Here is a 25409-nt window from a genome sequence, read left to right as displayed (position 1 = left end):
GGCCGGGCCTTATATCGCGTTCTCTTCAGTACATAGCACTCGCGTCAGAACACGGTTTCCATTCGCCCGCAAAAACTTTTCTTGATTTGTCATCTTTTTGAGGCAGGGAGCCTTGAAAGCTCCCCCTTTATGGGTAGTGCTAACGTACACGGCAAGAGGGACTGCTTTGCATCAACCAAGCACCGCCGGTTGCGGAGCTATCGTCAGTTGGCGATTAGCAGGTCCGCCTGTTGCCAAACGACGATGCCCATCATCCAGCGTCTCGGCTGGCAAATAAAGGACCGCGTTACGGGTCAAAAACATAGGAGAAGCGTTCGTGGACGGAGAATTTCGCTCGCTCGTTGATATGCTGGAAGTCGCGCAAGACGAGGCCATGGTCAAGGGCGCCCTCAGGCAGTTCACGCGTTCCTGCGGATACGAACGGTTTGCCTATCTCGAAAAAGAAGGCGCCCAGATCAGGACATTCAACTCCTATCCCAAACCCTGGGAGGGTCTTTACCTCTCGGCTGACTATTCCAGCATCGATCCGGTGGTGACGGAAGCGAAGCGCAAACGGGACGTTTTCTTCTGGACTGCGGAGGATTGGCCGGCCCGCGGTTCTTCACCACTCAGAAAATTTCGCGACGAGGCGATCGACCACGGGATCCGCTGCGGCATGACGATCCCTGTTGAAGGTGGTTACGGCGCGTCGATGATGCTGACCTTTGCATCCTCGGAAAGAGACGTGGACGTCCCGGCCGCATTCGACTCGAAGAGAGCTGTCCAATTGGTGATGATGGTTCATTATCGATTGAAGATGATTGCTGCCAAAACCGCCGTCAATCCGAAGCAGGTGCTGTCACCACGCGAGATGCTGTGCCTGACATGGGCGATGAAAGGAAAAAACACACTCGAAACTGCCGCTGTGACCGGCATCAATTCGAGGACCGTGCAGCACTACCTCGATAAAGCCCGTGCCAAGCTGGGCGCTGAATCAGTGCCGCAGCTTGTTGGAATCGCGAAAGATCGTGGGTTGCTAAGCTCTAATTAGCATCGTCGCGTCAGCCCTCCCACAATTGGAATACGAGCTGCAGACGCGCCCAATTCTGCTGTGTTTGGGCTTGGCGGCAACAGCGAAAGGCCGCCATTATGATGCCTTCGGTCCTTACTTAACTGTCACGGTCTGTCCGTCCGATAGCGTCCGCGCCACCACTTGATTGCGACCGTTCTCTTTCGCCTCATAGAGGGCGTCATCGGCTTCCGAAAGGATGCGTGCTGAGCCGAAGTGCAGACCTTTCCCCGTGACCGTTGAGATTCCTACACTCGCGGTCACTCGCCCGAACTCGCTCCCAGCATGTGGGATGTTCTCTTTGGCCAGGAGATGAGCAAATTCGTCGGCAACGATTGCAGCGCCTTTTTCGTCCGTGTTTGGAAGTAGAACCACGAACTCCTCGCCGCCGTAACGCGCCACGAGGTCCCCTGCGCGCTTCACGGACTTGTCTAGACATCTTCCGACGATGCGCAGGCAGTCGTCACCAGCAAGATGGCCATAGGTGTCGTTGTAGGCTTTGAAGCGGTCGACATCGATCATCAGGACACTGAGCGGCATACCCCTGCTGATACAATGTTCGGTTTGGGCCGCAAAAGCCCGATCGAAAGCGCGGCGATTGGTGAGATTGGTCAGTCCATCCGTGTCTGCAAGGGCTCTGAGCTGGTTAGCCGATTCCTGGAGAGCGATTTCCGCCTGCTTCGTCGCCGTGATGTCAGACACGACCACCATCGCCGTGCCATCATGGGCGAGCCGGGTCTTAAGTGCGCGCCACTCGCCGTTCTGAAGCTGGATTTCTTCGTCCTTGTTGACAGGAAGGCTTGCTGCCGCCAGCTCGATCCATTGCTCTGAAGCCACGTCGGGCATGTCGATACGCTCGCCCGTTTCCGCTACGCTGCGTAAGATGTCGCTGATATGCGCACCGACGACTCGAGCATCGCGTGAAAACGGGAATGCGTCCCGGTATTGCTCATTGCAGAAGACGAGGAACCCCTTCTTGTCGAAAATGGCGAAACCCTCGGACATGCCATGCATCGCAAGCGTCAGCAGGTTTCGCTTTTCGCGAAGCTCGCTTTCGAGTTCCACGCGTTCGGCAATGTCACGGGTGACGCCTGCGAGGCCAACGATGTGCCCCTCACTATCCCGAAGAGGGACCTTCGACGCAAGCAGGTGGCGATCGTTCAACCGCTCCTGAAAGTCTATCTGCGGTTCGCCGGTGCGCATGATCTGCTGTTCGCGGAAATACAGCTCCTCGGCTTCTGGAGGAGTGCGCAGGTTGAAGTCGGAAAGCCCGATCATGTCGGAAGCTGCGGGAAAACGGAATAGCCGGGCCATATTGTCGTTCACGGTCAGGAATTTGCTCTCCCTGTCTTTAACGTACAGATAGTCGGGGGACTGCGAGAATGCCGTTTCCAAAATTCGGCGCTCCAGCTGCACCCGATCTGTCTTGAGCATGATGAGGCCACACAGGATTGCAGCGACACAGTTTGCCGTGATGAGTGGGAACCCGATGGCCGAGAGCGCTTGGACCTCCGACAGGCTTGGAAGAATAGCGAGCACCAGGGTTAGCGCAAGCGCCAGGGCCAGGCTGAGAAATAGAAGGATGCGTCCCGCTGAGAATTTTGTGCGCGGCAGCAAATAGGTCGCCGCTCCCACCGAGCTCACGACCAGGATCGCCACGATCCCGTCAAGGGTAGCCGTTCCGGCAAGATAGAGGCGAAAGATAGCGGCTGGGACTACTGCACCGATGGCAGATATGGGGCCGCCCAATGCAGCGGTCAGCGCAAGCGGAACAAAACGAAGATCAAGATAGATTCCGGGCTGGTATTGGACTGCGAGCAACATGGAGCCGATAGAAGTGCAGCCCGCGAACGCACCAAAAAGAACTTTGTCGTGCCGAACGATTAGCCGACGGTACCAGATCGAAAAATGTGCCCACATGGCGAAGCACAAAACGACAAATGCCAGATTGCCCGCAAGCCGCTCCCAGACGCCCGTTGCCATGCATATACCCTGTGTAATCGCCGAGACCCGGCTGACAATCTGAGAGCGAAGCTGAAATATCAGCCAGAAGTTGCCTGTTGACGATTGATATTGCGTTAAGCATTCAGCGCAAAAATGTGGTTTTCAGGATTCGGCGAGAGATCAGTGATGGGGCATACACACGGGGAGGGGTTTGACCGCTTCAAGAACCTTTCGGAAGTTCCAGTTCAGCGACAACTGCGCGATAACGAGCTGCTTGAACATGTGAGAAAGGCTGTCGGGTTCCGGCACGTCGCCTTCGGTGGACTTGACCTGAACGGATACCACATCGGGCGAGGGCGCTCGATCGAGAGCGACATGCCGCCAGCCTATGTCGAAACATACTTTTCGGAACAGTGGAACCGCTCCGATCCCCTGCTTGTTCGGTCGACTGCACAGGCGACACCGATGACAGAGGAAGAGGCATTTGACCTTTCGCCGCCGGCCCAACGTCTTTCCTATCTGCATCGCTCTTACGAGATCGGCAAGCGCCTGCAAATTCCCGTCGCCAGGGGTGGTGTTGTTTATGGCGGTGTTTCCTTCACGACGGAGCGGGCGTTTACCCCAGGCGAACGAGAGTTCCTGGTATTCATCGCGGAGCCGTTGCACCGGACAATTTCAAAGCCTTTGATGGATCGTTTTGCCGCTGATGCCTTGCGGCTTACAGATGGTGAGCTGCGTTGCCTTCAGCTCGCCAGCACTGGCTTGACCAGCGAGGAAATTTCCGGGGTTTCCGAGTATCGAACCGAAACTGTCAACAGCTACCTGAAGAGCGCGGCGAAGAAGCTGGGCGCGGCTAACCGCGCTCATGCGATCGCCGAAGCAATTCGCCGGCATCTAATATGATGCAGGAGTCTTTGCTCTAACTTCACGTGAAATATAACGGCGCAGCCATCGTGGTTTCGGCAACATCTGCTCGGCAGCCCGTCCTCATTTTAGCAGAAAATTAGCGAATCGACCCAAATCTGGGGTAGGAAGAGACGAGCTCTCGCCTCCACGACACCGCATTTTGAGTATTCTGAGGTACGTACCACAATGTTCATCGAATTTGCAAAGCCGACTTGTGCGGATACTGTTGCCCACGGGCAACTTCCCATTCTTCGGTATCCCTCGGCTGAAATCTGGCGAGAATCTGGGCGGAGCGGTACGGAACTTACCCAAAAGCTCCCTGCCCGATCCGCACGCATCCGGGGGCACTGATGGTGCGGGCTCCTCAAACGTCTCGTTTCAAGTTCGTGCAAATGGACATCGACGAACTTCAGGAACAGCTTCCTCAGAGCCGTGAATGCGTAAAACTCCGCCCTCTCTCCAAGGCCGGAAAGGTCAGCATGGAGAACCTGCAGTTTTCCGCCGGCAGTTTTGACATCTGGCGGACGGATTGTGGCATCGGCGTCGAGGCAAGTTTCGATGCCCCTCCCGACTCGTGTGCTCTGTACCTTCCAATAGCGGGGGCAATGGAAGTTCGTTGTCGCGGCCTCGATCTCGTTTCCAAGTCAGATAGTATTCTGGTCGGCAAACTGCAGCAGACGGAGTTCGTTCGTAAGCATGCGGGACGCTCGCATATCGGCGTCACCTTCAGCCAGAACGCTCTCAAACGGGAACTGAGCTTGTTACTCGATCGGCCTGTGACGGGGGATGTGGATTTCGCGATTGAGATCGAAGCCAACACGACCTTGCACGGATATCTCATGTCCTTGGGAGGCTTGCTGTGGTCGACGTTTGCAAACGACAAAGAAGAAGCCTTGCCACTCCGGTCAACGGAGCTTCTGTTCCGGTCAATGCTCGTATGCATGCTGGAACAGTTGCCACACACCTATTCCAGCGCGCTCAAAGACCCGGCGGCGGCCGCTGTGCCTCGCCACGTGAAGCGAGCGATAGACTTCATGATGGCTCACCTTGATACGTCGCTAGAGATGGCGGACCTCGCAATAGCCGCTGGTGTGAGCATCCGCGCTCTGCAATCAGCATTCCAGCAGTTCAAGGACACGACCCCATCCGACTACTGGCGGCAATTGCGGTTGGAAGCCGTCCGGCGCGATTTTCTCGTTTCGGGAGACTTGACGGTCTCAGCTGTGGCCAGACGCTACGGGTTCGTCCACATGGGCCATTTTTCAGCTCTCTACAAAGCGGCTTTCGGGGAATTGCCTAATGAGACAATTCGCAGGGGTCGGGAAAGCCAAGCCCAGCGCGATTGAAAGAGGCGGGCGGAGACCTTGAAGGGTTTTCCAACCTTGCCCGGCCGGTTCGTTTAGATAGGCGCCGTTTCCATCGACGGTCGCTTTCTTCCCGGATATCCCTGTGGCGTGCCGAATATCCGAAATCCGCAACCTATTTGTTCGCCTTCATCTGGCCAATATTTGATTAATCACAAATTTACAATTGAGCCCAATTCTGGGCTTTATCGGAAAGGCGGATGAACGCCGGGGCTGGCAGGATGTCGGATTTCGATACGACCGGGGTCTGTGCCTGGTCGATATCAACTTTCACCGCCATCGAGACTACTGCGTCAGCTCATCCTTACGATCCGCCGGTTCCCAATTTCTCCTAATACAGCGTCGTTGCGAAATGCCGTGAGGGCTATTCGCTACTGGAAGGCGTGCGGGAAGGAGATGGAATGTCACAATGCTGGTGGCGCTGAAAGACCAACGAATTGCATGATTTAGGGGAATACTCTCAAAATGTCTAATCTCATTTCCTTTCCCAGTACCAGGTTCCAACAGCATTCATCCCCTGAGCTGCGGGCTGTACGTGACCAGATTCTGGAGGTCTATGCACAGCTCGAAGAGATCCGCATGGCGATAACTGCTTCTGCATCGCAAGGCGCTGCCGCACCTCGAATTCAATTGCTGGATCATACGGAGTTTGGTCTCTGGGCCGCGAACGGGCGGGGTGCTGCCTCCGAACTTGCCGGCGAGGGCTGATGAGATGCCGTTTGCTGGACAGCTCATAAGCGAACACAACAAGTCCATGGGTCGGTATATTCGGTCGATCAGCCGGCAATACCTTAACACGGTCATCATTATGATGTTGTTGATCGGGGCTACGTGCGCGACGGTGCTGGTGGCGCTGGACCGCCACTCGCTGCAGCAGAACATCAGCTTTCTGACCAGCAATCAGTTCATACGGTTTCAACAACTCGCCAACCAGACCCGTGCTCTGATGCGCGCTTCGGCTGACCTCAAGCTGCCCGAATATATTGTCGATGCGATGCGTGACGACATCCTCCAGGCAATTACGGACCTCCGCTCCGTGGCGAGCCGGTTGGAAACCATGCATGCAGAAATCAAGGGGAACTACCTTGAACGTCTACTCCCCCAGGACGAGGCGTTTGAGCGCGCAAGAGAGGATTTGGGCAAGTCTGTAGTGGAATTCCTTGGGCGAGCTGAGCAAATCGCAACGGCCGGCACGCAAGAGAGGCGGGATCGATATTCGTTCTGGGGAGCGATAGATTTTGCGGCAGCATCCGACAGCATGTTGATGCGCGGATTTTCAGATCTCAGTCAGCGTACTCACGAACGAAGCACGCTCAGTGTCTACAACGCGAAACTTGCGGGCGTGTGTCTTCTTGCGCTCATCGCAATGACCGTCCTCGTCACAGCCACGCTGGTGTTCCGCCCCCTGCTGCAGAAACTGCGCAATGAGCATTTCCGGACCGTAGACTACCAGTCCAAACTGGAGCATCTTGCGCATACGGATGGTTTGACGGGGCTTGGCAATCGCTCCCAGTTCAACACCGTTCTTACGCATCTTGTCTCTGAACTCGGACGCAAGGATCCGGGTTTTTCAATACTCCTGGTCGATCTCGATCACTTCAAGGGTATCAACGACAGCTTCGGTCATACTGCCGGAGATGCGATCCTCCGGCATGTCGCAGAGGCGCTTCGGCAGGTTGTGCGTGCAGGTGATACGGCAGTGCGTCTTGGGGGAGACGAATTCGCGATGCTTCTTCCTGGCGTGACGGATGCGTCATTATTAATTTCTATTGCGGAGCGCATAAGGCAGGCCATTGCCGAAGATATCGTCTTCGAGGGGCGAATTCTTCGGACGTCGGCATCCGTTGGTGGGGCTATCGCGCCTCTTCATGCAAATGATGGCACCGGTCTGCTGCAAGCGGCCGATGTGGCTTTGTACGCCGCCAAGGGGGAACGTAGTGCCGCCGTCGTCATCGACGAAGCTGCACTTGCCAACCGGATCGAGGACACTCAGCTCTTGGCTGCACTTGCCACCGCAGCCGACCGACAGGAGTTTGTCGTTCACTATCAGCCAAAGGTCGACCTCCTCACAGGCAAGCATGTGGGGTTTGAGGCGCTGGTGCGCTGGCAGCACCCATGTTTCGGATTGCTGCCGCCCGGTCGGTTCCTGCCATTGATGGATGGCACCCAACTCATGAAGGGTATGACCAAGGCAGTCATATCGACTGTTGGCCGTGACCTTCGTTTCTGGAAGCGTTCCGGCTTGGCGCCCGGCACCGTCGCCATCAACCTGCCAGAGATGCTTCTCCTGACGGACGAAAGCTATGATATCTTTGCGAAGGTAATCCGAGAAAACCGCCTTGAATGGAGCGATTTTTCTGTCGAGATCACAGAAGATGTATTCCTCAACCGAGGTTCCCAGCGGATTCTCAACGCTGTGGAGGGATTTCGTCGACAGGGCGTTTCCGTGTCGCTCGACGATTTTGGCACTGGGTTTGCTTCCTTGGTCCATCTGCGGGACTTCCCCTTCGACGAACTGAAAATCGATCGTAGCTTCGTTTCCGGCATCGAAACGGATCCGCGGTCGGCACAAATCATCCGCGCAATCGTGGACCTCTCCAACAATCTCGGAAAACGATGCGTCGCCGAGGGTATCGAGACGGATGCCCAAAGCCGCTTCCTTCTCGAGATCGGCTGCGAGCTGGGTCAAGGCTACCTGTTCGGCAAACCCGCGCCCGCTGAGATTGCGGTCTCTCACATTCCTGCGGTCCAATTCGTACCGTTTGTCGAAACAATCCACCCGGTCGCCGCGGGCGCACATTGACGCATCATTCCGGAGCAAATGCAAAATGACCTTTTCAAACAAAGCAAAGCATCTTGGTCTGGTTCTTGCGCCACTGGTATTTGGCCTGCCCTCCAGTCCTGTTTCGGCAGACGAGCGCGGCGCCATCGATGTCGTCCATTATTGGGTGTCGAAGAGTGAGGCACGAGCGCTCGACGTGTTTCGGGATGCTTGGTCGCGTGCGGGAAACCGTTGGATCGATCTTCCTATGGAAAACAAGGTTGCCGTTCAACGCACAGTGAGTGATCGCGTCGCCAGCGGCTACGCACCCGCGGTCATGCAGTGGAACGCCAATGAAGGTTCCCGGGAATTGCCGGAAATGGGAATCGTCCTGGATCTGGAAGAGGTTGCCGCGGCAGACCGCTGGCGTGAGGTGCTACCTGCGACCGTGGTTGATCGGATAAGCTTCAAGGGGAAGATCTACTTCGCACCAACGAACATTCATGCCGAGAACTGGCTGTGGACCAGCAAGGCCCTCTTTGATCGGCTGGGACTTCCGGCGCCGAGGACGTGGGAGGAAATTATTGGCGCTGCCGACAGGATAAAACAGGAGGGGCATGTTGCTCTCGCACTGGGAGGCGGCCGCTGGGAGATCTCGCTCATATTCAATAACATCATGTACCAGCAGCTGGGTTCGCAAGGATATGCCCGCGTAATCCGGGGTGACGCGTCGATGATACGTGATCCCCGGATGGCTGAAGCGCTCTCGATGTTGCGACGACTGTCCAGCTATGCTGAGCCTGCGCAGCGGCGGGTGGGCAAAACCTGGGCGGATGCTGCTGCGGCGGTGGGAAGCGGGGATGCCGGCATGCAGTTCATGGGTGATTGGGCCAAGGGAGAACTGATGACAAGAGGCTATGTCTTGGACAAGGACTTCCAATGCAGCCTCGTGCCGGGTACGGAAATCGCCTACTTCATGGTCGTCGATGCCTTCGCCTTCCCGATTACAAATCGCGAAGCTTCAATCAAAGCACAGCGGGATTTTGCCCGCGTGGTCATGGACCCGGTCAATCAGGTTGCTTTCAGCGGGCTCAAGGGATCACTTCCCGTACGGACAGACGTGGATCCGAGTAACCTTGATCGCTGTGGTCGTCTTGGATTGGAAATGATCGCAAGGAACAGCGACGTTAGCGCCCAATCCATGGCAATGCCCGCCCAGATGTCCGAAGCATTTATCGCGGTTCTTGCGAACTTTTTCGACGATGATCGCATACCCGTCGAAAGCGCTCAGGAGCAGCTTTATGCTGTCCTAAGCAAGAAATAGGCTCATCAGGGGAAGTGAGCGCTGATCACTCGCAACGGCCGGAGTGCCAGAGCGGGCCGCGGAGGTAGATGAGCCGAGCATAGCACATGCGGTGGCGGTCGTGTGCCTGCCAAGCAATTGATCGCGTCGGAATGACCGCTCATTTTTCATCCCGACAGTATCGGCCGATAATATCCGAAATTCGCACGCGATGTCCCATGGGCGCAGCTAAGGGTGAAGGGTCAAGCACCTATGGGTTTCGGTTAACACCAAATTAACCAGGTCGGCCAAATTTGGGGTCGTCGAGAAAGGCGGATGAGCGCCAAAGCCGGACATGATGACGGGTTTCGACGTGATTGAGGCACTGCCCGATCACCGTTTCAGCCATTTTAATCGAGGTCGGGAATGTCGAGCCAGTCCGCCATGCATACCTGCAGCAACTCCGTCCAGAGTGCTGCAGCTGTAGTCTCAAAGTCAAAAAGTCAGAGTGTCGAGCGTCGTCTCGATTTCATGCAACTCGATCAGGAAGGACGCGCCGGGATCCGATCGCTGAAGGCCCTCGTCGAACGCGAACTGCCACATGGCCTCGACAAATTCTACACGCAACTGCGAATAACCCCCGAAGCCAGCCGCTTCTTCTCCTCCGATGATCACATTTCCCGCGCCAAGGGCGCACAGATGGGTCATTGGGTCAATATCGCGGACGGCAACTTCAACGAGGATTATGTTGCCAAGGTGCGGACGATTGGCACGGTGCATGCCCGCATCGGCCTGGAGCCACAATGGTATATCGGTGGATACGCCATCATTCTCGACCATCTGATCAACAGCGCCGTCGAAGAGATATTCCCGAAGGGCGGGATGTTCTCGAAGAAGACGATGAAGCCGGCAGAGTTCGGCAAAGCACTCGCCGGTCTCGTGAAGGCCGTGATGCTGGACATGGACCTGGCGATATCCGTCTATATCGACGAGGCGGAGATCGCCAAGCAGAAGGCCCAGACAGAAGCCATCGACGCGGAGCGTCAGCTCGTCTGCAACTGTTTCGGCAAGGCGATGGCGGCAATCGCCGCCAAGGATGTGAGCTACCGGATCGATGACGATCTACCGGCGGCCTATCATGTGCTGCGAGACGACTTCAACAATGCACTGGAACAGCTGTCGACGACGATCCAGCATATTGATGGTGCCGCGACCCAGATCAGCGCCGGCGCGCAGGAGATCCGCTCTGCCGCCGATGATCTCGCCAAGCGCACCGAACAACAGGCCGCCTCGATCGAGGAGACGGCGGCGGCGCTGGAGGAGATCACGACAACTGTCAAGGATTCGAGCCGACGCGCGGAAGAGGCTGGGCACCTTGTTGCCAAGGCCCGTGCAGGCGCCGAAAAGTCCGGCCAGATTGTTCAGCAGGCCGTCTCCGCCATGGGTGCGATCGACAGCTCATCGCGGGAAATCTCCAGCATCATCGGGGTGATCGACGAGATCGCCTTCCAGACCAACCTCCTGGCGCTCAATGCGGGTGTCGAAGCCGCAAGGGCCGGCGATGCGGGTAAGGGCTTTGCCGTTGTCGCCCAGGAAGTCCGCGAACTGGCGCAACGCTCGGCCAAGGCCGCCAAGGAGATCAAGGAACTGATCAACAATTCCGGCGAGCAGGTAAAGGAAGGTGTATCGCTGGTCGGGCAGACCGGTGAAGCTCTGACGGAGATCGTCGGCGAAGTGAAAGAGATCGACCGTCACATCGGGGCGATCGTCAGGGCATCCAGCGAGCAGGCGACCGCTCTTCAGGAGATCAATACTGCCGTCAACACGATGGATCAGGGAACGCAACAGAACGCCGCGATGGTGGAAGAATCCACTGCTGCAAGCCATGCTCTGGTCCAGGAGGTCAGCCGTATCACGGGTATGCTCAGCGATTTCAACACCGGCCGAGGTTCGATCGCGCGTCCTCGCCCTGTTGGGAAAGCCACTGTGCACGCGGCGTCCTCTCCGGCGCGCGACCTTCGGTCGAAACTGCGTGAAACATTTGCCAGTCAGGGCAATGCAGCAATCGCTACCGGAGATTGGGAGGCGTTCTGAGAACGCGGACTGAGCGATTGCTCAGTGGTGTCCATTCCGTCGGGCTCTGTCCGCGTTCGCGGTGAAGTGCAGCCAGGAACAGCGCAGAGCACTTCGTTTTTCGGTCCCATCGCTGGAGCGAGAACCCTGTTTTGGGGTCCCTCGTGGAACGGAGCCGGGTCGCCATTTGCCAGACAAAAAATATGAAGAGCAAAGGCGCCCGGCCATCAGGTTTGCACTGGCCCATGGCTCCCAAAGAGAATTTTGACCATGAAGATTATTCACCACCTTATTTTACGTTTGAGCGCCGACCGGCACGGCGGCATCGCGATCATGGCGGCAATACTGCTGCCGGTCATCATTGGTTTTGCTGCTTTGTCCGTCGAGTATGGATACGGGTTGCTGGTCCGGGACGAAAATCAGCGCACTGCTGATCTGGCATCTTACGCGGGCGCGCTCGCCTATAGTGAAACAAGCTCGCAGGATCGGATGAGGTCTGCCGCGCTCAATGTTGCGAAGCTCAACGGCGTCGATCCCGCGAACGTTTCCGTCTCGCTTGCGGCGTCACCGAAAAACGAAAAGCTCCAGGCGGTATACGTTGAGGTGAAGACGACGAACACGCTGTTTCTGGCGCCGGTTCTAGGGGTGAAACCTCAGCTTGACGTCGCAGCAGAGGCCTATTCTTCGTTTGGCGCGGCGGAAAGTGCCTGCATCATCGCGCTTGATAAATCGGGAACAGGCGTGACGCTTTCCGGTGGTGTCCAGGTCGGCGCGCCAAATTGCTACGTGGCCTCTAACAACGATCTGATCGCACCATGTGGTACCAAGATCACAGCCAAGAGTGCCACCTACTTTGAGGGTTCTTCGCAGCCCTGTCCGTGGACAGCGAACATTGTGAAAGGCGACGGCAGCGAAGCTCCCGTCACCAAGCAGTACACCTCCGATCCCTTGGAAAATCACGCGGGCGTGGCGGAACTCAATGCTCGCCTCGACATAATTCGGAAGGCGTCCTGGCCGACTGAGGCTTCGGTCACCAAAGGCAAGGACATCGAGTTCGGTGGCAGCACCTCACCCCCGGACACTGCCGCCGCCCTGCAGGCCATTGGATGCAGCTACGATCCGGCCAACTACAATCAGTACTGGATGGACAAGTGGGATGTGACCTGCAGCGGTTCCAAGATCAACATCGGCTCGTTGCTTGTCCACGGCAACCTCCAGGTGAAGTTCAACGTCTCGGGGGTCAAGTCGACAGTCTATAACTTCTCGGGCAGGATTCAGAACGACTTCGGCACGAAGCTCGAATTCGGTGACGGCACGTTCAACGTCGAGAAGGGGGTCTATGGTGCGGACCTGACATTTGGAACTGGTTCGTTCCACTTCGGCATGGGAGGCGAGAAATGTGGTGATGCCCGCTATAGCCTCTGTGCCTCGGGCAAAGTCACCATAGATGGACCAAGCGCCTTCGTGTTTGACGCAGGTTTCTACACGGGTGCAGGCGCCACACTCAAACTCGGGGCCGGTACGTCCAACAGCTACACCATCGGGAAATCCAGCGGCGACAACGCCATCGGGCTTGATGGCGGCTCCATCACGGTCATGGCGGATGCCAGCACCGGAAAGGGTGTTTTCCGCCTGAACGGAGATCTGAACGGCGGTGGTGGCGGTAGCTGCATCACCATCCCCGCAAGCGCCGAGCATGACATATCCGGAAACGTCAATCTGGCAGGCGGTGCACGACTTGGCGCTGGTACCTATACCGTTGACGGGTACTTCTCGGTGAATACCGGCGGCTCCGCATGCAGCGACAACGTCGCGGTCTCCGGCAAGGACGTCACCATCGTCCTGTCAGGCACCGAAACACCTTCTGATTGGGAATGTAGCGGAAAGTCATTCTGCCTGACCGGCGGCAACGCCATCACGCTCAACGCCCCGAAATCCGGCCCCTATGCGGAATTGGCGGTTATCGGTCCGCAGTCTTCCAAGAATACGACAGGCGCTGAGATCACCTCCGGCGGCAGAGCGAAAATCTCGGGCGCCTTCTATTTTCCAAATGGCGTGATCGATTTTGGCGGTGGTGGTCAGCTCGGGGACGCGGGTAACGGCTGTCTGCAACTGATCGGCACGAGCATCTCGCTATCCGGCGGCTCCCAAGCGATGTCCGAATGTACGCAACTGAGTGGAACCCGAAAGGTGGCCTTGGTCCAATGAAGACGTTTCTGAGAATAATGGCGCTGCGAGCACGCGTTCGCCTTGGCCATCCGCTTTTTGTGTTGAAAGACACAAAGGGCAATGCTGCTATCGAATTTGCCTTGGTCGTTCCCATCTTCGCTCTCGTCTTCGTGGCGAGTGTCGATCTGGGAATGCTGGTGTTCTCGCGATTTCAACTGGAGGCGGCCGTCTCGGCAAGCGCCAGCTATGCAATCGCCCATGCCGACCAGGTCGATGGCAGCAACGGTAGCGAACTGGCCAAGAATCTTGCCCTCATGATCGCCAGCAATTATCGGGGCGATGCCACCGCGGCAATACAGGTCAATAACGGTCCGCAGGCCAGTTATGACGGGGCGACGATCAAGATCGGTGGCGTCTCCAGTCAGGCCAATGCCTGCTATTGCCCGAAGGGGAATGCCGCATCTGTCGAGTGGGGGTCGCAAGTCACCTGCAACTCGTCTTGCCCTGACGGCGGGCGTGCCGGACGCTATGTCGCTGTAACGGCAAAGCAGGCATATACCCCGTTCTTCACGATGTTCGATGTCGTCAAGGACGGTTCCATTGCCGCCAACGCAATGGTGCAGACGAAATGAGGTATTCCATACGCAGGTTCATTCGTGAACGTTCCGGCGCCAGCGCCGTTGAGTTTGCGTTGGTCGCGCCGGTCTTTTTGTTGTTGCTGTTTGGTATGATCGAATTTGCCCGGTTGTTCTGGGCGACCCATGCTCTTCACGAAACAGCAATCGCCACGGCGCGTTGCATGGGCATACCGCAGATCCAATGCGAAGACGGTGGAGCCTACAGCTCGGAGAATGCGATCGCATTTGCGAAGTCCAAAGCGGCGGGGTGGCTCATCCAACTTGATCCGACGGCGATCACTCTCGATCGCAGTGCCAGCTGCAACGGTTTGGAAGGTCTTTCAAAGGCGAGGATCGAATACGAGTTCACGACCGTTGTGCCAAATCTCCTGACGTCCCTGGCGGGCGGCACTCAGCTGAAAGCCGAAGCATGCTACACCAACTACTGATGTGGCCGCACGGGGCTCCATACCACGTTGCACGTCCCGACGGTTTGCTCTGCCGTGGATGAGCGGCGGGCGTCCCCCAGAATACGCGCCTTCAAGGGCGCGCGTATCATCTATAACAACGGCGTGGCCACGCGGGATTGCACGATCCGCAATCTGTCTGCAGGTGGCGCCCGGTTGGTCATGGAAACGACGATGGAACTTCCCAACGTGTTCGAGCTGGCGCTGGAAGGCGGTTCTCGGCGTCAATGTGAAATACGTTGGCGTAGGTTTAATGAACTGGGCGTCGAATTTATGGGTGGCAATATACCAACATGAACACAACGAGCTAGCTTCCAGTCTTCTCCGCCCGATACGATGATACTGATGGCCGGATTGTATGTTCGAAACACCGTGCTGAATCGTCCAATGGGACGTCGGGGATGTAGCCAAGTGCGTCGATGATCTGCGACAGCTCTTCCTGCTGGGCTTCGGACTTCTTCTGACGGGCAATGTATTCATCCTGCAGGTTTGCCAGGACGTCGCTGGAAACCGAGGGGTCGCCGCTCGCGCGAGTCCATTCCTCGTAGACAGCCTCATCCGCGGCGAGCAGCCGGCGGTGTTCGTGTATTGCCGACACCGCCAATTCCTCCAACGCTTCCTTCGGCATCGAACAGAACCGCGGATCCCGCTCGCTCTTGTCGGTCTCAGAGGACTCCGCATCGTTCATTCGTTTTTCCTCGAAACTCATTCCTTCACCACTCGAAACGATGCTTTGGTCCCGCACTGTGCGGCCGCGCTACAGACTATCATAAGACCAACATTGCAAATCCGTCGAAGATCGATTGCCCCCAATATCACAGGACATGTCGAATCGGAACTATAGTTCCTAGAACAATAATTCCGATTCAGGTTCCGCTCACGTCATGGATCTCAACGAGGTCATGGCGGTCAATTTGCGTCGAATACGTCATGGCAAGAAACTGACGCAGGAGGAACTGGCGCACCGCACAGGCCTGAGCGCACGCCATATCGGTGCCATTGAACGCGCCGAAATGTCGGCAACCCTCACCGTCCTTGGCCAGATTTCAGAAGCGCTGGGCGTCGAACCCGCCGAGCTTGTGACCAAATCGAACTGATCTGCAAATCGCGCCCGTGGTCGACTGGATTTTAGGGTTCGGAGGCGGTTTCCGCTCCGAAGCCGATGTGCATCGATCGATTGGGACAGCTCGACCACTGAGATTGAGCATGGGTCAAGGCTTTACACGAGCGGCGGGCCGCATTATATATTCTCCACAAGGAGAATGATTATGGCCAGCACATCACACGCCTACACACCCGCCGAGGCGGCGGCTGTCAGCGAGATCGCTGTGAAGTCGGTGCACAATGCGATCGACAAGCGCATCATCGAGACTCATCTCGTTGGTAGCAGGGGTCGAGCACTCACCGATGAGGATCTGCTTCGGTTGAAGCTCTGGTACGGCGTCGGATCGATCTTGTCTGCCGAGCGCCGCAAGCGCCTATTCGATACGATCGACCAGAACCCCGATGCCGAAACTGTTAGGGCAGACGATTATCTCATTATCGACGTTGCGCGAGCACGAGAACAACTGGCCGCGCGGGCCGAGGCGCTTCGAGAAGCCGAACGACTGATTGAAAGCGTGAAAGGCGTCGTGGGCGGCGAGCCGGTTTTCAAGCGAACCCGTGTTCCCGTGCGAACGATTGCCGCGATGAAGACCCAAGGCGCAAGTACAGCGGAAATCGTTGAGGGCTATCCTTCGCTCACCGAGCGCATGGTGGAACTTGCCGAGATCTGGGTTGCGGCCCATCCCGCCAGAGGACGTCCGAGGAAGCTTTCGGAGCAGGGCCTGAAGGTGAAATCCGTGAAGCGCCTGATCCTTCGGAACGAGAACGTCCCTAAAACGTCTGGCTCGACCTCGTGAAGTTTCTTATCGATGAATGCCTTCACACGTCTCTCGTGGCCGTGGCTCAAGAGCACGGCCACGATTGTTTCCATGTAAATTGGCTGGGACTGAGCGGCGAGACCGATTGGGACCTAATGCCTCGGATTATCGAGGAAGATTTCACCTTCGTGACGAACAACGCCCGCGACTTCCGGAAGCTCTATGCCAAGGAAGAGCTGCATGCGGGTCTGGTGATTATCGTCCCGCAGGTGCTGCCTGTGCTGCAACGAGAATTGTTTGCCCTCATATTGCAGGATCTGGCAGGCGCGCAGGATATGGTCAACGCAGTCATCGAAGTAACCCTCGACGGAGAGGAAGCGGTTCTCACGCGCTATTCGCTTCCGGAAGTATAGTCACCTTCCAAGGAAATCATTTTCCTCCGATCCTCGACAGGTCGATCCGCATCTCAGCTGACCCAACGTTCTCGCTTTTCTCGGCGCCTTCAGTGCTTGTATCCGCAGGAGGTATGTCGCTGCTCGCCTCGGCCTCCTCTGGAGGCAATACATTGTCTATCGTCACGCTTTTTCTCGGATCCTCCGCCTGGAACACGCTCACGCCTTCGAACTCGCCGGTCTTCCAGGCGTAGACAGCGTCCTCGAAGATCTGAGGGAAGACGTCATCGCTCTTCGGATTGCCGTACCATTTGGCAACGATCCGCAAGACCTTCGCGAACATCGCCGTTCCCTTGCGAAGGTTTTCGCAAGGATCGACGAGATCAGCCTTTAAGTCGGCCGTATCCTTGACGCCGACACCCGCAGGGAACTGTGTCAAGCCGACGCGGACCACTGCCTGGCCGACATACTGCCGGACGATCGCCATGGCCTCGTCCGGCGTCATCGCCTTCGGGACGAGGATCAATCGGCCACCCGATTTGACCGTGACGGCAAGCGGATCGTTCGAGCCCGCAGCGGTCACGAACTGTTCGACGATTGCCGGCTTCAATGAGGGGTCGGCGCATTGTTGGATCAGGGCAGCGTCGAGCATGAGGTCTCCTCGGGCTTCAGGTGTTGAAGGAAATCAAGAGGGGCTTATCGAACAGACGCGCCCAGGCTTCCGCATTGGCGCGTTGGATGGCGACGATGGATGTCCCCTTGGTCCACCAGCCGTTGCCGACGGCGACAATGACGTCCGGATCGTGGAGCATGGATTGGAGAACGGGCCAGACGATCAGTTGCTCGTAGCAGATCAGCGGTGCGACCCGAGCATCAGCGACCGCCACTACCGGGTCCGCGATGAAATGCGCCCGCGCGCCACCGCTCTGACCCAGCAGGGGACGCCAAGGCTGCCACATCGAGCCCGGGACCGGCATGCGCTCGCGATAAATGACGCGAGCACCGTTACGAGAGAGAGCGACCAGAACATTATCGTATCCGCCCGTATCGACGACCGCAGCGCCGGCAATGACGGTGACGTCAGTGCCCTGCAGCCCATTTACCCAGAGCCGCTCGACGGTCGGCGTCCAGAAGCCCAGGGCGCTCTCGGGGAGGACAATGGTGAGGGCGCCGCCGGATGCTCGATCCTTCACCGTGGCAATCAGATCACGGTGGTGCCTAATGCTGACGTCGCGACCGAGTGAAGCGCCGAATTCGAGATCGACGCCCCGCCACGCTTCCGTTAGCTTCGGCTCGTCCCAGGTTGCGGCGGACCAGATCCAAAAGCCTGCCAGGACAATCGCGACAGCTGGCCACATGCGGGTTACGAGGCCCATGAGGCCGGCTGTCGCGGCAAGGAGCCCCCACCATCCCCATCCCGGAAACAGCACGCCCGCGGCCGTGATCGGATGCGCCCAGCCGGTGATACCGATTGGCGGAATGGCCATGAGCAAGACTGCCGCGAGGTAGCGAAACGGTCGTGTACGTTCGCATCTCGTCCAGAACATTGCGTGGACACCGACAAAGCCCAGCGATGCGCTGAGCCAGAGCAGCAGTCCCGGCCAGAGGTCGGAGGAATAGAAGGTGGCAACGCCCTGCGGCAGACCGCGTGATGCAGCGAGGAAATAACCGGCGGAAACCGCTGCGGCCGCCAGTCGTGACCGCGCAAGCGCCCAGAGGGTTGGAAACGTGCATGCGAGCGGAAGGAAAAGGACGTGACCGCTCCACGCCACCGTTCCGGCGATGATTGAAGCGGCAATCAACAGGACCGGCCGAACGCGCTTACGGCACATAGGTGAGCACCGGTTGCGCCAGGCCGAGGATGCCCGAAACGGGAAGGGGACCGAAGTAGCGGGAGTCGTAGGAGCTCCTGTGCGGTGAATGGAGGAAGACGCTTTGTGCCGGCACGGCGCCGCCGAAATACGGCACCATCGGCCGACCCTTGCCGTCGCGCTGAGCCAGATCGGAGAAAGGGATCGCATGCCCGTCGATCGTTACGCCCGCACCGATTTCGACATGCTGCCCGGGAACCGCGATGACCGTCTTGATGAGCGGAGCGACCCCGCCCGGGCAGGTTCCGAAGCGGAGATAGCCACGCGCTCTGGCCTCTCGCATGACAGGCGTTTGCGGAGGGCAAATGAAGACGAGATCGCCTGCCGATACCACTCGATTGAGCGCCGAGATGCGCCATATCCCGAGGGGCTCGCTCGGCGTCAGGTTGATGCGGTAGCCGCCGATCTTGGCGGCAGCGGCACTGCCCCCAACGACGGTTGCCGCCACCAACAAAAGCACGACGGCATTCGATCGTCGCGCAGGTCGCATCCGACGTACAGAGACTTGCGCCGTCATTTCAGGGACAGTCCCTGGCTCTTTGTCTGACGCAGGGTTTCCGTCTGTTTCAAAGCCTCCGTCGTGCGCTCATGCGCGGCCAGCTGCTGCGCGGTCCGCATAAAATTCCATGCTGATTGCACTTCGGCCCTCTGTCCGGCCGTCATCCCCGCGGTGACGGTGTTAAATGTCTGTCCGTTGGTGCCTTTTGCGGCAAGAGGCAGGAAGGTCCGCTCGCCGAAACGCTCCGATACAGCTCTCGCAAATCCCTCGAGCTCCGCCTTCACCATTTTGTCGGCAAGCGCATATTCGAGACCGGCCGGCAGGTCGTTGCGGTCGATCGCATCGCGCACACGTTCGAGGGTCTGCTTTGCGTTTGCCGAGAGCGCCGGAATATCGATGGACACCTTCAGACGGACGGCGCGTTCCTCGACCTCATATTTGCGCTCCGCCTCTGCACGCTGGCGCAGATAGCGTTCCAGATTTCGAGCCAGAGCCGGCGCGTTGGTCAGCGCTGTTGCCCGCGCCTGCTTGTCAGTGCCGCTTGCCAGTAGACCGGTCTTGCCTTTCAAGGCGCCGAAGCTTTCCGGTTGATCGCGGATCCTGCCGATGGTGGCATTCGCCACCGCTCCATCCTTCAGCAGTGCGTCGACGTTGATCGCCTTGAACGCGATTCCCGGCTGCGCGTAGACGAGGTGGAAACGGGTCGAAACCTCCTCCCACTGTTTCTTCAAACCGGGATCGGCTGTGACCTTGTCCTCCACCGCCTGGTCGATTGATTTTGCGAAGGTGGTGATGCCGGAAACCATGGGTCTTGCCTTCCTGACAGTGTCATGAATTGGGGATTTCACAGAGCCGATGATGAGCCCGAGCTTGGCGGCGACCGCGGCCAGCCGCGCACCAAGATCGATGAGCTTTTGCTTTTGCCCAACCGTCCATTCCAGCCGATCGCGGAGGAGCGTGCGGGCCACGTTGACGAGATTGAGACCTCGAGCCTCGGCGAAGCGAAGGGCCTGATGGTAGAAGGGACCACCAGCGTAATCGAGGGTCGTTTCCTTGGCGTTCCTGCGCGAGAGGACTGGGATCAAGCCGCCGGCCTTGGCGAAGGATCTTCGGCCGTAATAGACGGCCAGGTCCTCACGATGACGAGTCATGGCGACATAGGTGAGGTGGCGATCAAGAGAAAGAGAACCCAGCACCTTGACCCGATCGACCGTGGCGCCCTGGCTTTTATGGATCGTCGTGGCATAGCCATAATCGAGGTTGTTGTAGAAGCGTTGTTCCACCAGCACCTGGCGCGCAAGCTCGCCATCGCCAACCTGCGCGACGATGCGGCCCGGCCCGGTCTCAACGACCTTGGCCAACATGCCATTCTTGACGCCGAGCGATCCTTCGTTCTTGAGGAACACGATCTGGTCGCCCACGGCAAAATTGCGATCGCCGTCCGCCGTCTTGAACATAGCTCCCTTGTCGAGAACCCCGCGCTCGATGAGTTTGATGCGCGCCATCTGGTTGAGCATGCGAACGTCCCTGCGCAAATGAGCCAGGATCAGCGACGTCTTCGCCGGATCGTAATCGCGGTCCCAGGCGGCGATGAGGTTGTCGACGGCGTCGGCCTTCAGATCCCACCCGATCACCTTGCCATTGGCACGGTAGGCGTCGACTGCCTTGCCGACGTTGCCGCGCGCCAGGTCGAGCGAGGCATCGCGCATCCATTGCTGGCGCTGGCGATAGATGGTTTCGAGTTCCGCATACCCAATGCGATCGGAAATCGCCCGAAACGCGGCGCCTGCTTCGATCGGTTGGAGCTGTTCGGGATCGCCGATGAGAACGAGCTTGGCGCCGGCCTTCGTCACCGCTTCGACGAACAGCGCCATCTGCCGCGACGACACCATGCCGGCCTCGTCCAGAACGAAGACCGTCTTGCTGTCGAGCTGGTTTCTTCCCGCATTCCAGCGAAGCTCCCAGGACGAAAGTGTCCGAGAAGGGATTCCCGCTTCTTTCTCCAGCCCTTCGGCCGCCTTGCCGGCAAGTGCGCCACCGACGACCCGATAGCCGGCCGCCTCCCAGGCTTCGCGTGCCGCCTTCATCATCGTCGTCTTACCGGCGCCGGCGCGGCCGATCACCGAGGCAATCCGCTCGGCTCCCGCGACGTGCTCGATCGCAGTTCTCTGCTCATCCGACAGGCGGTCATGACGGGCAAAAGTCGCGGCGAGCACCGGATCCCGCACGCCATGTGACGACCGTTGCGATAGCCAGACGGCGCGATTGGCCATCTGCGCTTCCAGCCGGATCATTTCCCGCGTCGTGTATTTGGCGGGCAATCTGGAACCAGTGGCAAAGTCGATCCGCTCGCGCTCAAGGCGGAACGTGTCGGGATGCAGGATGATCCGGACCATGAGGCTTTGGAACAGGGCGGGATCGTCGATATAACGATGCAGGATCTTGGCGACATCACGCTCGTCGAAGACGCTCTTCTCACGCGTGATCAGGTCGATGACGAGTTTTGGGCTCCGGTCGATCCGTCTCGCGTTTTCGGCTCTGCGCGCATCCTGCAGTTCGATGCGCTCGAGCTCGACCGGCTTCGTAGCAACATCGGCTTTCCGCTCGATCGCTTTGGTCCCGACGCCAAGGTGGATGGTCGGTTCGAGATCGATCCCCTGCTTTTCGAAGGAGCGGCCGTCGACGCGAAGGTCGAGACCGGCCAGCGCCAGATGCCTGTTCTGGCAGGCAAACCATCCGTCGCGAAACGCGTTGAAATCGTCGATGCCTCCAGCCCAGAGCTCATAGACGATCTTGCCGGCATCGTTGCGGATCGGATTGCCGTCCGGTCCAAGCAGCGCGACCTTCTTGGCGCCGAAACCGTCTTCGGTCAGCGGCCGCAAGGTTGTCATCAGATGAACGTGCGGGTTGCCCGGCGCGTCATGATAGACCCAGTCGGCCACCATGCCGTTCGACGTGATGTGCCGTTCGACGAAATCCCGCACGAGCGCGATATTCTGCTGAGCGCTCAGTTCGATCGGCAGAGCAATGGTGACGTCCTTGGCAAGCTGCGCATCGGAGCGCTTCTCGAAATCTTCGACCTTGTTCCAGAAGGCTTCGGAAGCACCGGCGACCGAACGATCCGCGATCATCGTTCGCAGCCATTCGGGAGCGTCTGCGGGAATAACGAACTCTTCGTGCAGTAATCCGTGCTTGCGAGTGTAGTCGATCGTTCGAGCCTCGCGCTCGAACTCCATCTTGGCGCAGTGCCGGTAGGCCGCCGACAGCACGGCGCTGCGGCCGGAGCCGCGGGCGACAACGCTGACGGAGAAATGGGGGACGGCCACAGCAATTCTTTCCCGGTTGCGAACGAAATCAACAGGTTCGTCGGAAGCGGAAGGCCCCGCCAGGGGCAAAAAGCAGAACGTCGCGTCAGCGACGTATAATTGCGCCCTTCGGATCCGCTCCTTCGGAACGGCCGGGATCATTCACCAAAGCTGGCGCTTTGGCGATTGTAGGATTCACAGTAGTGCGTTCCGCACGCTCCTCCGGGAAACTGGGTTCGAAAGACAAGCTTTCCAACCCAAAGGAGACGTACGGAATGAAAAGGCCATCCTCCAAGATCCGCGACGAAATCGCCAAACTCCAGGAGCAGCTAAAGATCGCCGAGACCCGTGAGGCCGAGCGCATCGGCCGGATCGCCCTCAAGGCCGGACTTGGCGAGATCGAGGTCGACGAGGCAGAGCTGCAGGCGGCCTTCGAGGACCTGGCGAAACGGTTTCGCGGAGGCGAGGTTCGTACGACCGGAGGAAAGAGGGGAGCAGGCGCAGGCGAAAGCAGGGCACCGTCCACGCAGAACGCGACTGGCGCGGCTGCGGGCGGGACTGCTGAGGCTTGAGCGGATGGCGCGCACGACCACATCCGACGCCCGCAAGAAGGACACGCGGGAAAAGATCGAGCTCGGCGGTCTGATCGTCAAAGCGGGCCTTCGATACGAGAAACGGGCGCTGCTGCTGGGCGCGCTCATCGATTTGAGCCAGCGCCTCAAAGCAGATGAGACCGAACGGCCGCGGCTGCTGGCGATCGGCGCGGGGGCCTTTGGCAACAGCGATGAATAGGATCATTCTTTTCATGGCGCCTGTCGTGCTGATGATCCTGGTCGTGATCGGATTGACCGGGATCGAACACTGGCTGTCCGGCTTCGGAAAGACGGAGGCTGCTCGACAGACGCTCGGCCGCGCCGGCATTGCCCTGCCTTATGTCGCCGCGGCGGTCATCGGCATCGTGTTGCTGTTCGCGAGCGCCGGCGCGATCAGGATCAAGACGGCAGGATGGGGCGTCGCCGCCGGAGGGCTAGCGACGATCATTGTCGCCATCGTTCGCGAGGCGATCAGGCTGTCGGCATTCGCGAACCAGGTTCCGGTCGGCAAGTCGCTCCTCTCCTATCTCGATCCGGCGACGCTGATCGGAGCGGCAGCTGCAGCGCTTTCTGCCTGCTTCGCCCTCCGCGTTGCGCTCGTCGGCAACGCGGCCTTCGCCAGTGCCGAGCCCAAACGCATACGCGGCAAGCGGGCGCTGCATGGAGAGGCCGACTGGATGAAAATGCAGGAGACGACGGGCCTGTTTGCGGAGGGCGGCGGTATCGTCGTCGGCGAGCGATATCGCGTCGACAAGGACAGCGTAGGGACGCGCGCGTTTCGCGCCGATGATCCCGACACATGGGGTGCCGGTGGTAAGTCACCGCTCTTATGCTTCGACGGTTCGTTCGGTTCGTCGCATGGCATCGTGTTCGCTGGTTCCGGCGGTTTCAAGACGACATCGGTGACGATCCCGACGGCGCTCAAATGGGGCGCCTCGCTGATCGTCCTCGACCCGTCGAATGAGGTTGCCCCAATGGTGTCGGCCCATCGCACCAGCGCGGACCGAGACCTGTTCGTCCTCGATCCGAAGAAGCCGGAAACCGGATTCAATGCGCTGGATTGGATCGGGCAATTCGGCGGCACCAAGGAAGAGGATATCGCATCCGTTGCCTCATGGATCATGAGCGATAGCGGCGGTACGCGCGGTGTGCGCGACGACTTCTTCCGGGCCTCGGCCTTGCAGTTGTTGACGGCGATGATCGCCGACGTTTGCCTTTCCGGACATACTGAGAAGGAGAACCAGACGCTTCGCCAGGTCCGCGCCAATCTTTCCGAACCTGAACCGCAGTTGCGCCAACGCCTGCAGGAAATCTACGACAATTCGGACTCGGATTTCGTAAAGGAGAACGTCGCGGCCTTCGTGAACATGACGCCTGAAACCTTCTCCGGCGTCTATGCGAATGCCATCAAGGAAACCCACTGGCTGTCCTATCCGAACTACGCCGCGCTGGTTTCGGGCAAGACGTTTTCGACGGGGGATCTTGCCGATGGAAACACCGACGTCTTCATCAACATCGATCTCAAGACCCTGGAGACGCATGCGGGCCTCGCACGCGTCATCATCGGCTCGTTCCTCAATGCAATTTATAACCGCGATGGTTTGATGAAGGGCAGAGCACTGTTCCTCCTCGATGAGGTTGCCCGCCTTGGCTACATGCGGATCCTGGAGACCGCGCGCGACGCCGGCCGGAAGTATGGCATCACGCTTCTCATGATCTACCAGTCAATCGGCCAGATGCGGGAAACCTACGGCGGCCGCGATGCCGCGAGCAAGTGGTTCGAGAGCGCGAGCTGGATCAGTTTCGCGGCGATCAACGATACGGAAACCGCGGATTACATCTCGCGTCGCTGCGGCATGACGACGGCCGAGATCGACCAGGTCAGCCGAAGTTCGCAGATGAAAGGATCGTCGCGGACGCGGTCGAAGCAGTTGGCCGCACGACCGTTGATCCAGCCGCACGAAGTCCTTCGCATGCGCGCTGACGAACAGATCGTCTTCACGGCGGGGAACGCGCCGCTTCGATGCGGCCGCGCGATCTGGTTTCGGCGCGACGACATGAAAGCTTGTGTTGGCACGAACAGGTTTCACAAGCTTGGAAGCCCACCCGAAGCCCCTCTGATCGAGCCGGCGCGCAGAGCAGCGAGCAAGGTCGATCCAGAAAAATGAAGAGTATCGGAGAAATCAGCGTCGCACGAAAGGGCGGGATTTCGGGAATTCTCGTCGTGCGAGGAGCGGGAAATAGCGCAGCCGCAGG

General features: G+C 58.6%; 22 protein-coding genes and 1 pseudogene. 17 read left to right on the top strand and 6 right to left on the bottom strand.

Annotated features, from left to right (window positions below):
* The first annotated feature begins 316 nt into the window (after positions 1 to 316).
* Entirely contained in the window at positions 317 to 1030 is a 714-nt protein-coding gene (locus ACVTFQ_RS32875) for an autoinducer binding domain-containing protein (protein WP_161991475.1), read from the top strand.
* 114 nt (positions 1031 to 1144) lie between these two features.
* Here ACVTFQ_RS32875 and ACVTFQ_RS32870 read toward each other — a convergent pair whose 3' ends face one another.
* Positions 1145 to 3031, bottom strand: coding sequence for a diguanylate cyclase (locus tag ACVTFQ_RS32870; RefSeq protein WP_142843328.1), 1887 nt, complete (start codon positions 3029 to 3031; stop codon positions 1145 to 1147).
* Positions 3032 to 3178: 147 nt separating this feature from the next.
* Here ACVTFQ_RS32870 and ACVTFQ_RS32865 point away from each other — a divergent pair, with 147 nt between their 5' ends.
* The 10 genes from ACVTFQ_RS32865 to ACVTFQ_RS32820 all read left to right on the top strand — a co-directional run bounded on the left by ACVTFQ_RS32865 (position 3179) and on the right by ACVTFQ_RS32820 (position 14928).
* A complete protein-coding gene (locus ACVTFQ_RS32865) occupies positions 3179 to 3895 on the top strand; it encodes a helix-turn-helix transcriptional regulator (protein ID WP_269703655.1) in 717 nt (238 codons plus the stop codon).
* A gap of 395 nt (positions 3896 to 4290) precedes the next feature.
* Positions 4291 to 5244, top strand: coding sequence for an AraC family transcriptional regulator (locus ACVTFQ_RS32860; RefSeq protein WP_161596384.1), 954 nt, complete (start codon positions 4291 to 4293; stop codon positions 5242 to 5244).
* A gap of 483 nt (positions 5245 to 5727) precedes the next feature.
* Positions 5728 to 5970, top strand: coding sequence for a hypothetical protein (locus ACVTFQ_RS32855; RefSeq protein ID WP_142843325.1), 243 nt, complete (start codon positions 5728 to 5730; stop codon positions 5968 to 5970).
* A 4-nt stretch (positions 5971 to 5974) separates the two neighbouring features.
* Positions 5975 to 8065, top strand: coding sequence for a putative bifunctional diguanylate cyclase/phosphodiesterase (locus ACVTFQ_RS32850; protein WP_142843324.1), 2091 nt, complete (start codon positions 5975 to 5977; stop codon positions 8063 to 8065).
* A 25-nt stretch (positions 8066 to 8090) separates the two neighbouring features.
* Positions 8091 to 9347, top strand: a complete 1257-nt coding sequence (locus ACVTFQ_RS32845) for an ABC transporter substrate-binding protein (RefSeq protein WP_142843323.1) — start codon at positions 8091 to 8093, stop codon at positions 9345 to 9347.
* Between the two features lie 384 nt (positions 9348 to 9731).
* On the top strand, positions 9732 to 11399 hold the full coding sequence (locus tag ACVTFQ_RS32840; protein ID WP_142843322.1) for a globin-coupled sensor protein: 1668 nt from the start codon (positions 9732 to 9734) through the stop codon (positions 11397 to 11399).
* A 249-nt stretch (positions 11400 to 11648) separates the two neighbouring features.
* On the top strand, positions 11649 to 13586 hold the full coding sequence (locus ACVTFQ_RS32835) for a TadE/TadG family type IV pilus assembly protein (RefSeq protein WP_237681478.1): 1938 nt from the start codon (positions 11649 to 11651) through the stop codon (positions 13584 to 13586).
* Positions 13583 to 14179 carry a TadE/TadG family type IV pilus assembly protein gene (locus tag ACVTFQ_RS32830; RefSeq protein ID WP_142843321.1) on the top strand — a complete coding sequence of 199 codons (597 nt, stop codon included), beginning with the start codon at positions 13583 to 13585 and terminating at the stop codon, positions 14177 to 14179. Before ACVTFQ_RS32835 ends, ACVTFQ_RS32830 begins: the two co-directional genes overlap by 4 nt.
* Positions 14176 to 14613 (top strand): TadE/TadG family type IV pilus assembly protein, encoded by a 438-nt coding sequence (locus ACVTFQ_RS32825; RefSeq protein WP_142843320.1) that lies wholly within the window; start codon positions 14176 to 14178, stop codon positions 14611 to 14613. The genes ACVTFQ_RS32830 and ACVTFQ_RS32825 overlap by 4 nt, the downstream gene beginning before the upstream one ends.
* Positions 14614 to 14667: 54 nt before the next feature.
* Positions 14668 to 14928: a PilZ domain-containing protein gene (locus ACVTFQ_RS32820; RefSeq protein WP_161596383.1), complete on the top strand. Its 261-nt coding sequence runs from the start codon at positions 14668 to 14670 to the stop codon at positions 14926 to 14928.
* Between the two features lie 85 nt (positions 14929 to 15013).
* On the opposite strand, the pseudogene ACVTFQ_RS32815 reads toward ACVTFQ_RS32820, so the two are convergent.
* Positions 15014 to 15319, bottom strand: a pseudogene (locus tag ACVTFQ_RS32815) (transcriptional repressor TraM); the annotation flags it as partial.
* 196 nt (positions 15320 to 15515) lie between these two features.
* Here ACVTFQ_RS32815 and ACVTFQ_RS32810 point away from each other — a divergent pair.
* The 3 genes from ACVTFQ_RS32810 to ACVTFQ_RS32800 all read left to right on the top strand — a co-directional run bounded on the left by ACVTFQ_RS32810 (position 15516) and on the right by ACVTFQ_RS32800 (position 16906).
* The gene (locus tag ACVTFQ_RS32810) at positions 15516 to 15728 is read left to right on the top strand and encodes a helix-turn-helix domain-containing protein (protein WP_037094533.1); all 213 of its coding nucleotides are present in this window, start codon (positions 15516 to 15518) and stop codon (positions 15726 to 15728) included.
* Between the two features lie 171 nt (positions 15729 to 15899).
* Positions 15900 to 16532 (top strand): DUF433 domain-containing protein, encoded by a 633-nt coding sequence (locus ACVTFQ_RS32805; RefSeq protein WP_142913698.1) that lies wholly within the window; start codon positions 15900 to 15902, stop codon positions 16530 to 16532.
* Complete coding sequence (locus tag ACVTFQ_RS32800; protein ID WP_142913697.1) at positions 16529 to 16906, top strand: DUF5615 family PIN-like protein; 378 nt, start codon at positions 16529 to 16531, stop codon at positions 16904 to 16906. The genes ACVTFQ_RS32805 and ACVTFQ_RS32800 overlap by 4 nt, the downstream gene beginning before the upstream one ends.
* Positions 16907 to 16922: 16 nt before the next feature.
* Here the strand turns inward: ACVTFQ_RS32800 and ACVTFQ_RS32795 are convergent, their stop codons facing one another.
* From ACVTFQ_RS32795 to traA, 4 genes are read right to left on the bottom strand one after another with little or no spacing between them, the layout of a single operon-like run.
* A complete protein-coding gene (locus tag ACVTFQ_RS32795) occupies positions 16923 to 17537 on the bottom strand; it encodes a TraH family protein (RefSeq protein WP_142913696.1) in 615 nt (204 codons plus the stop codon).
* 16 nt (positions 17538 to 17553) lie between these two features.
* A complete protein-coding gene (locus ACVTFQ_RS32790; RefSeq protein WP_142913695.1) occupies positions 17554 to 18717 on the bottom strand; it encodes a conjugal transfer protein TraB in 1164 nt (387 codons plus the stop codon).
* A complete protein-coding gene (gene traF, locus ACVTFQ_RS32785) occupies positions 18707 to 19246 on the bottom strand; it encodes a conjugative transfer signal peptidase TraF (RefSeq protein ID WP_142913700.1) in 540 nt (179 codons plus the stop codon). Before traF ends, ACVTFQ_RS32790 begins: the two co-directional genes overlap by 11 nt.
* Before the next feature lie 23 nt (positions 19247 to 19269).
* On the bottom strand, positions 19270 to 22581 hold the full coding sequence (traA, locus tag ACVTFQ_RS32780; protein WP_142913694.1) for a Ti-type conjugative transfer relaxase TraA: 3312 nt from the start codon (positions 22579 to 22581) through the stop codon (positions 19270 to 19272).
* Between the two features lie 254 nt (positions 22582 to 22835).
* Here traA and traC point away from each other — a divergent pair, with 254 nt between their 5' ends.
* Genes traC through traG form a run of 3 tightly spaced genes read left to right on the top strand, consistent with a single transcriptional unit; the run spans position 22836 to position 25321 of the window.
* Complete coding sequence (gene traC, locus ACVTFQ_RS32775; protein WP_142913693.1) at positions 22836 to 23132, top strand: conjugal transfer protein TraC; 297 nt, start codon at positions 22836 to 22838, stop codon at positions 23130 to 23132.
* A 4-nt stretch (positions 23133 to 23136) separates the two neighbouring features.
* Positions 23137 to 23352: a type IV conjugative transfer system coupling protein TraD gene (gene traD, locus ACVTFQ_RS32770; protein ID WP_142913692.1), complete on the top strand. Its 216-nt coding sequence runs from the start codon at positions 23137 to 23139 to the stop codon at positions 23350 to 23352.
* The gene (traG, locus tag ACVTFQ_RS32765) at positions 23345 to 25321 is read left to right on the top strand and encodes a Ti-type conjugative transfer system protein TraG (RefSeq protein WP_269703638.1); all 1977 of its coding nucleotides are present in this window, start codon (positions 23345 to 23347) and stop codon (positions 25319 to 25321) included. The genes traD and traG overlap by 8 nt, the downstream gene beginning before the upstream one ends.
* Positions 25322 to 25409 lie beyond the last annotated feature (88 nt).

The organism is Rhizobium sp. O111, assembly GCF_055616315.1.
The sequence above is the reverse complement of the archived record's forward strand: the minus strand, read 5'-3'. Positions and strand labels throughout refer to the sequence as shown.

What these genes read in the sequence shown, in the direction of transcription:
- ACVTFQ_RS32860 (WP_161596384.1), top strand. Translation starts at nt 4,291, where the DNA reads ATGGACATCGACGAACTTCAGGAACAGCTTCCTCAGAGCCGTGAATGC.
- ACVTFQ_RS32835 (WP_237681478.1), top strand. Translation starts at nt 11,649, where the DNA reads ATGAAGATTATTCACCACCTTATTTTACGTTTGAGCGCCGACCGGCAC.
- ACVTFQ_RS32845 (WP_142843323.1), top strand. Translation starts at nt 8,091, where the DNA reads ATGACCTTTTCAAACAAAGCAAAGCATCTTGGTCTGGTTCTTGCGCCA.
- traF (WP_142913700.1), bottom strand. Translation starts at nt 19,246, where the DNA reads ATGCGACCTGCGCGACGATCGAATGCCGTCGTGCTTTTGTTGGTGGCG.
- ACVTFQ_RS32865 (WP_269703655.1), top strand. Translation starts at nt 3,179, where the DNA reads ATGGGGCATACACACGGGGAGGGGTTTGACCGCTTCAAGAACCTTTCG.
- ACVTFQ_RS32790 (WP_142913695.1), bottom strand. Translation starts at nt 18,717, where the DNA reads ATGTGCCGTAAGCGCGTTCGGCCGGTCCTGTTGATTGCCGCTTCAATC.
- ACVTFQ_RS32810 (WP_037094533.1), top strand. Translation starts at nt 15,516, where the DNA reads ATGGATCTCAACGAGGTCATGGCGGTCAATTTGCGTCGAATACGTCAT.
- ACVTFQ_RS32830 (WP_142843321.1), top strand. Translation starts at nt 13,583, where the DNA reads ATGAAGACGTTTCTGAGAATAATGGCGCTGCGAGCACGCGTTCGCCTT.
- traG (WP_269703638.1), top strand. Translation starts at nt 23,345, where the DNA reads ATGAATAGGATCATTCTTTTCATGGCGCCTGTCGTGCTGATGATCCTG.
- ACVTFQ_RS32870 (WP_142843328.1), bottom strand. Translation starts at nt 3,031, where the DNA reads ATGGCAACGGGCGTCTGGGAGCGGCTTGCGGGCAATCTGGCATTTGTC.
- ACVTFQ_RS32840 (WP_142843322.1), top strand. Translation starts at nt 9,732, where the DNA reads ATGTCGAGCCAGTCCGCCATGCATACCTGCAGCAACTCCGTCCAGAGT.
- ACVTFQ_RS32850 (WP_142843324.1), top strand. Translation starts at nt 5,975, where the DNA reads ATGCCGTTTGCTGGACAGCTCATAAGCGAACACAACAAGTCCATGGGT.
- ACVTFQ_RS32825 (WP_142843320.1), top strand. Translation starts at nt 14,176, where the DNA reads ATGAGGTATTCCATACGCAGGTTCATTCGTGAACGTTCCGGCGCCAGC.
- traC (WP_142913693.1), top strand. Translation starts at nt 22,836, where the DNA reads ATGAAAAGGCCATCCTCCAAGATCCGCGACGAAATCGCCAAACTCCAG.
- ACVTFQ_RS32795 (WP_142913696.1), bottom strand. Translation starts at nt 17,537, where the DNA reads ATGCTCGACGCTGCCCTGATCCAACAATGCGCCGACCCCTCATTGAAG.
- ACVTFQ_RS32805 (WP_142913698.1), top strand. Translation starts at nt 15,900, where the DNA reads ATGGCCAGCACATCACACGCCTACACACCCGCCGAGGCGGCGGCTGTC.
- ACVTFQ_RS32855 (WP_142843325.1), top strand. Translation starts at nt 5,728, where the DNA reads ATGTCTAATCTCATTTCCTTTCCCAGTACCAGGTTCCAACAGCATTCA.
- traD (WP_142913692.1), top strand. Translation starts at nt 23,137, where the DNA reads ATGGCGCGCACGACCACATCCGACGCCCGCAAGAAGGACACGCGGGAA.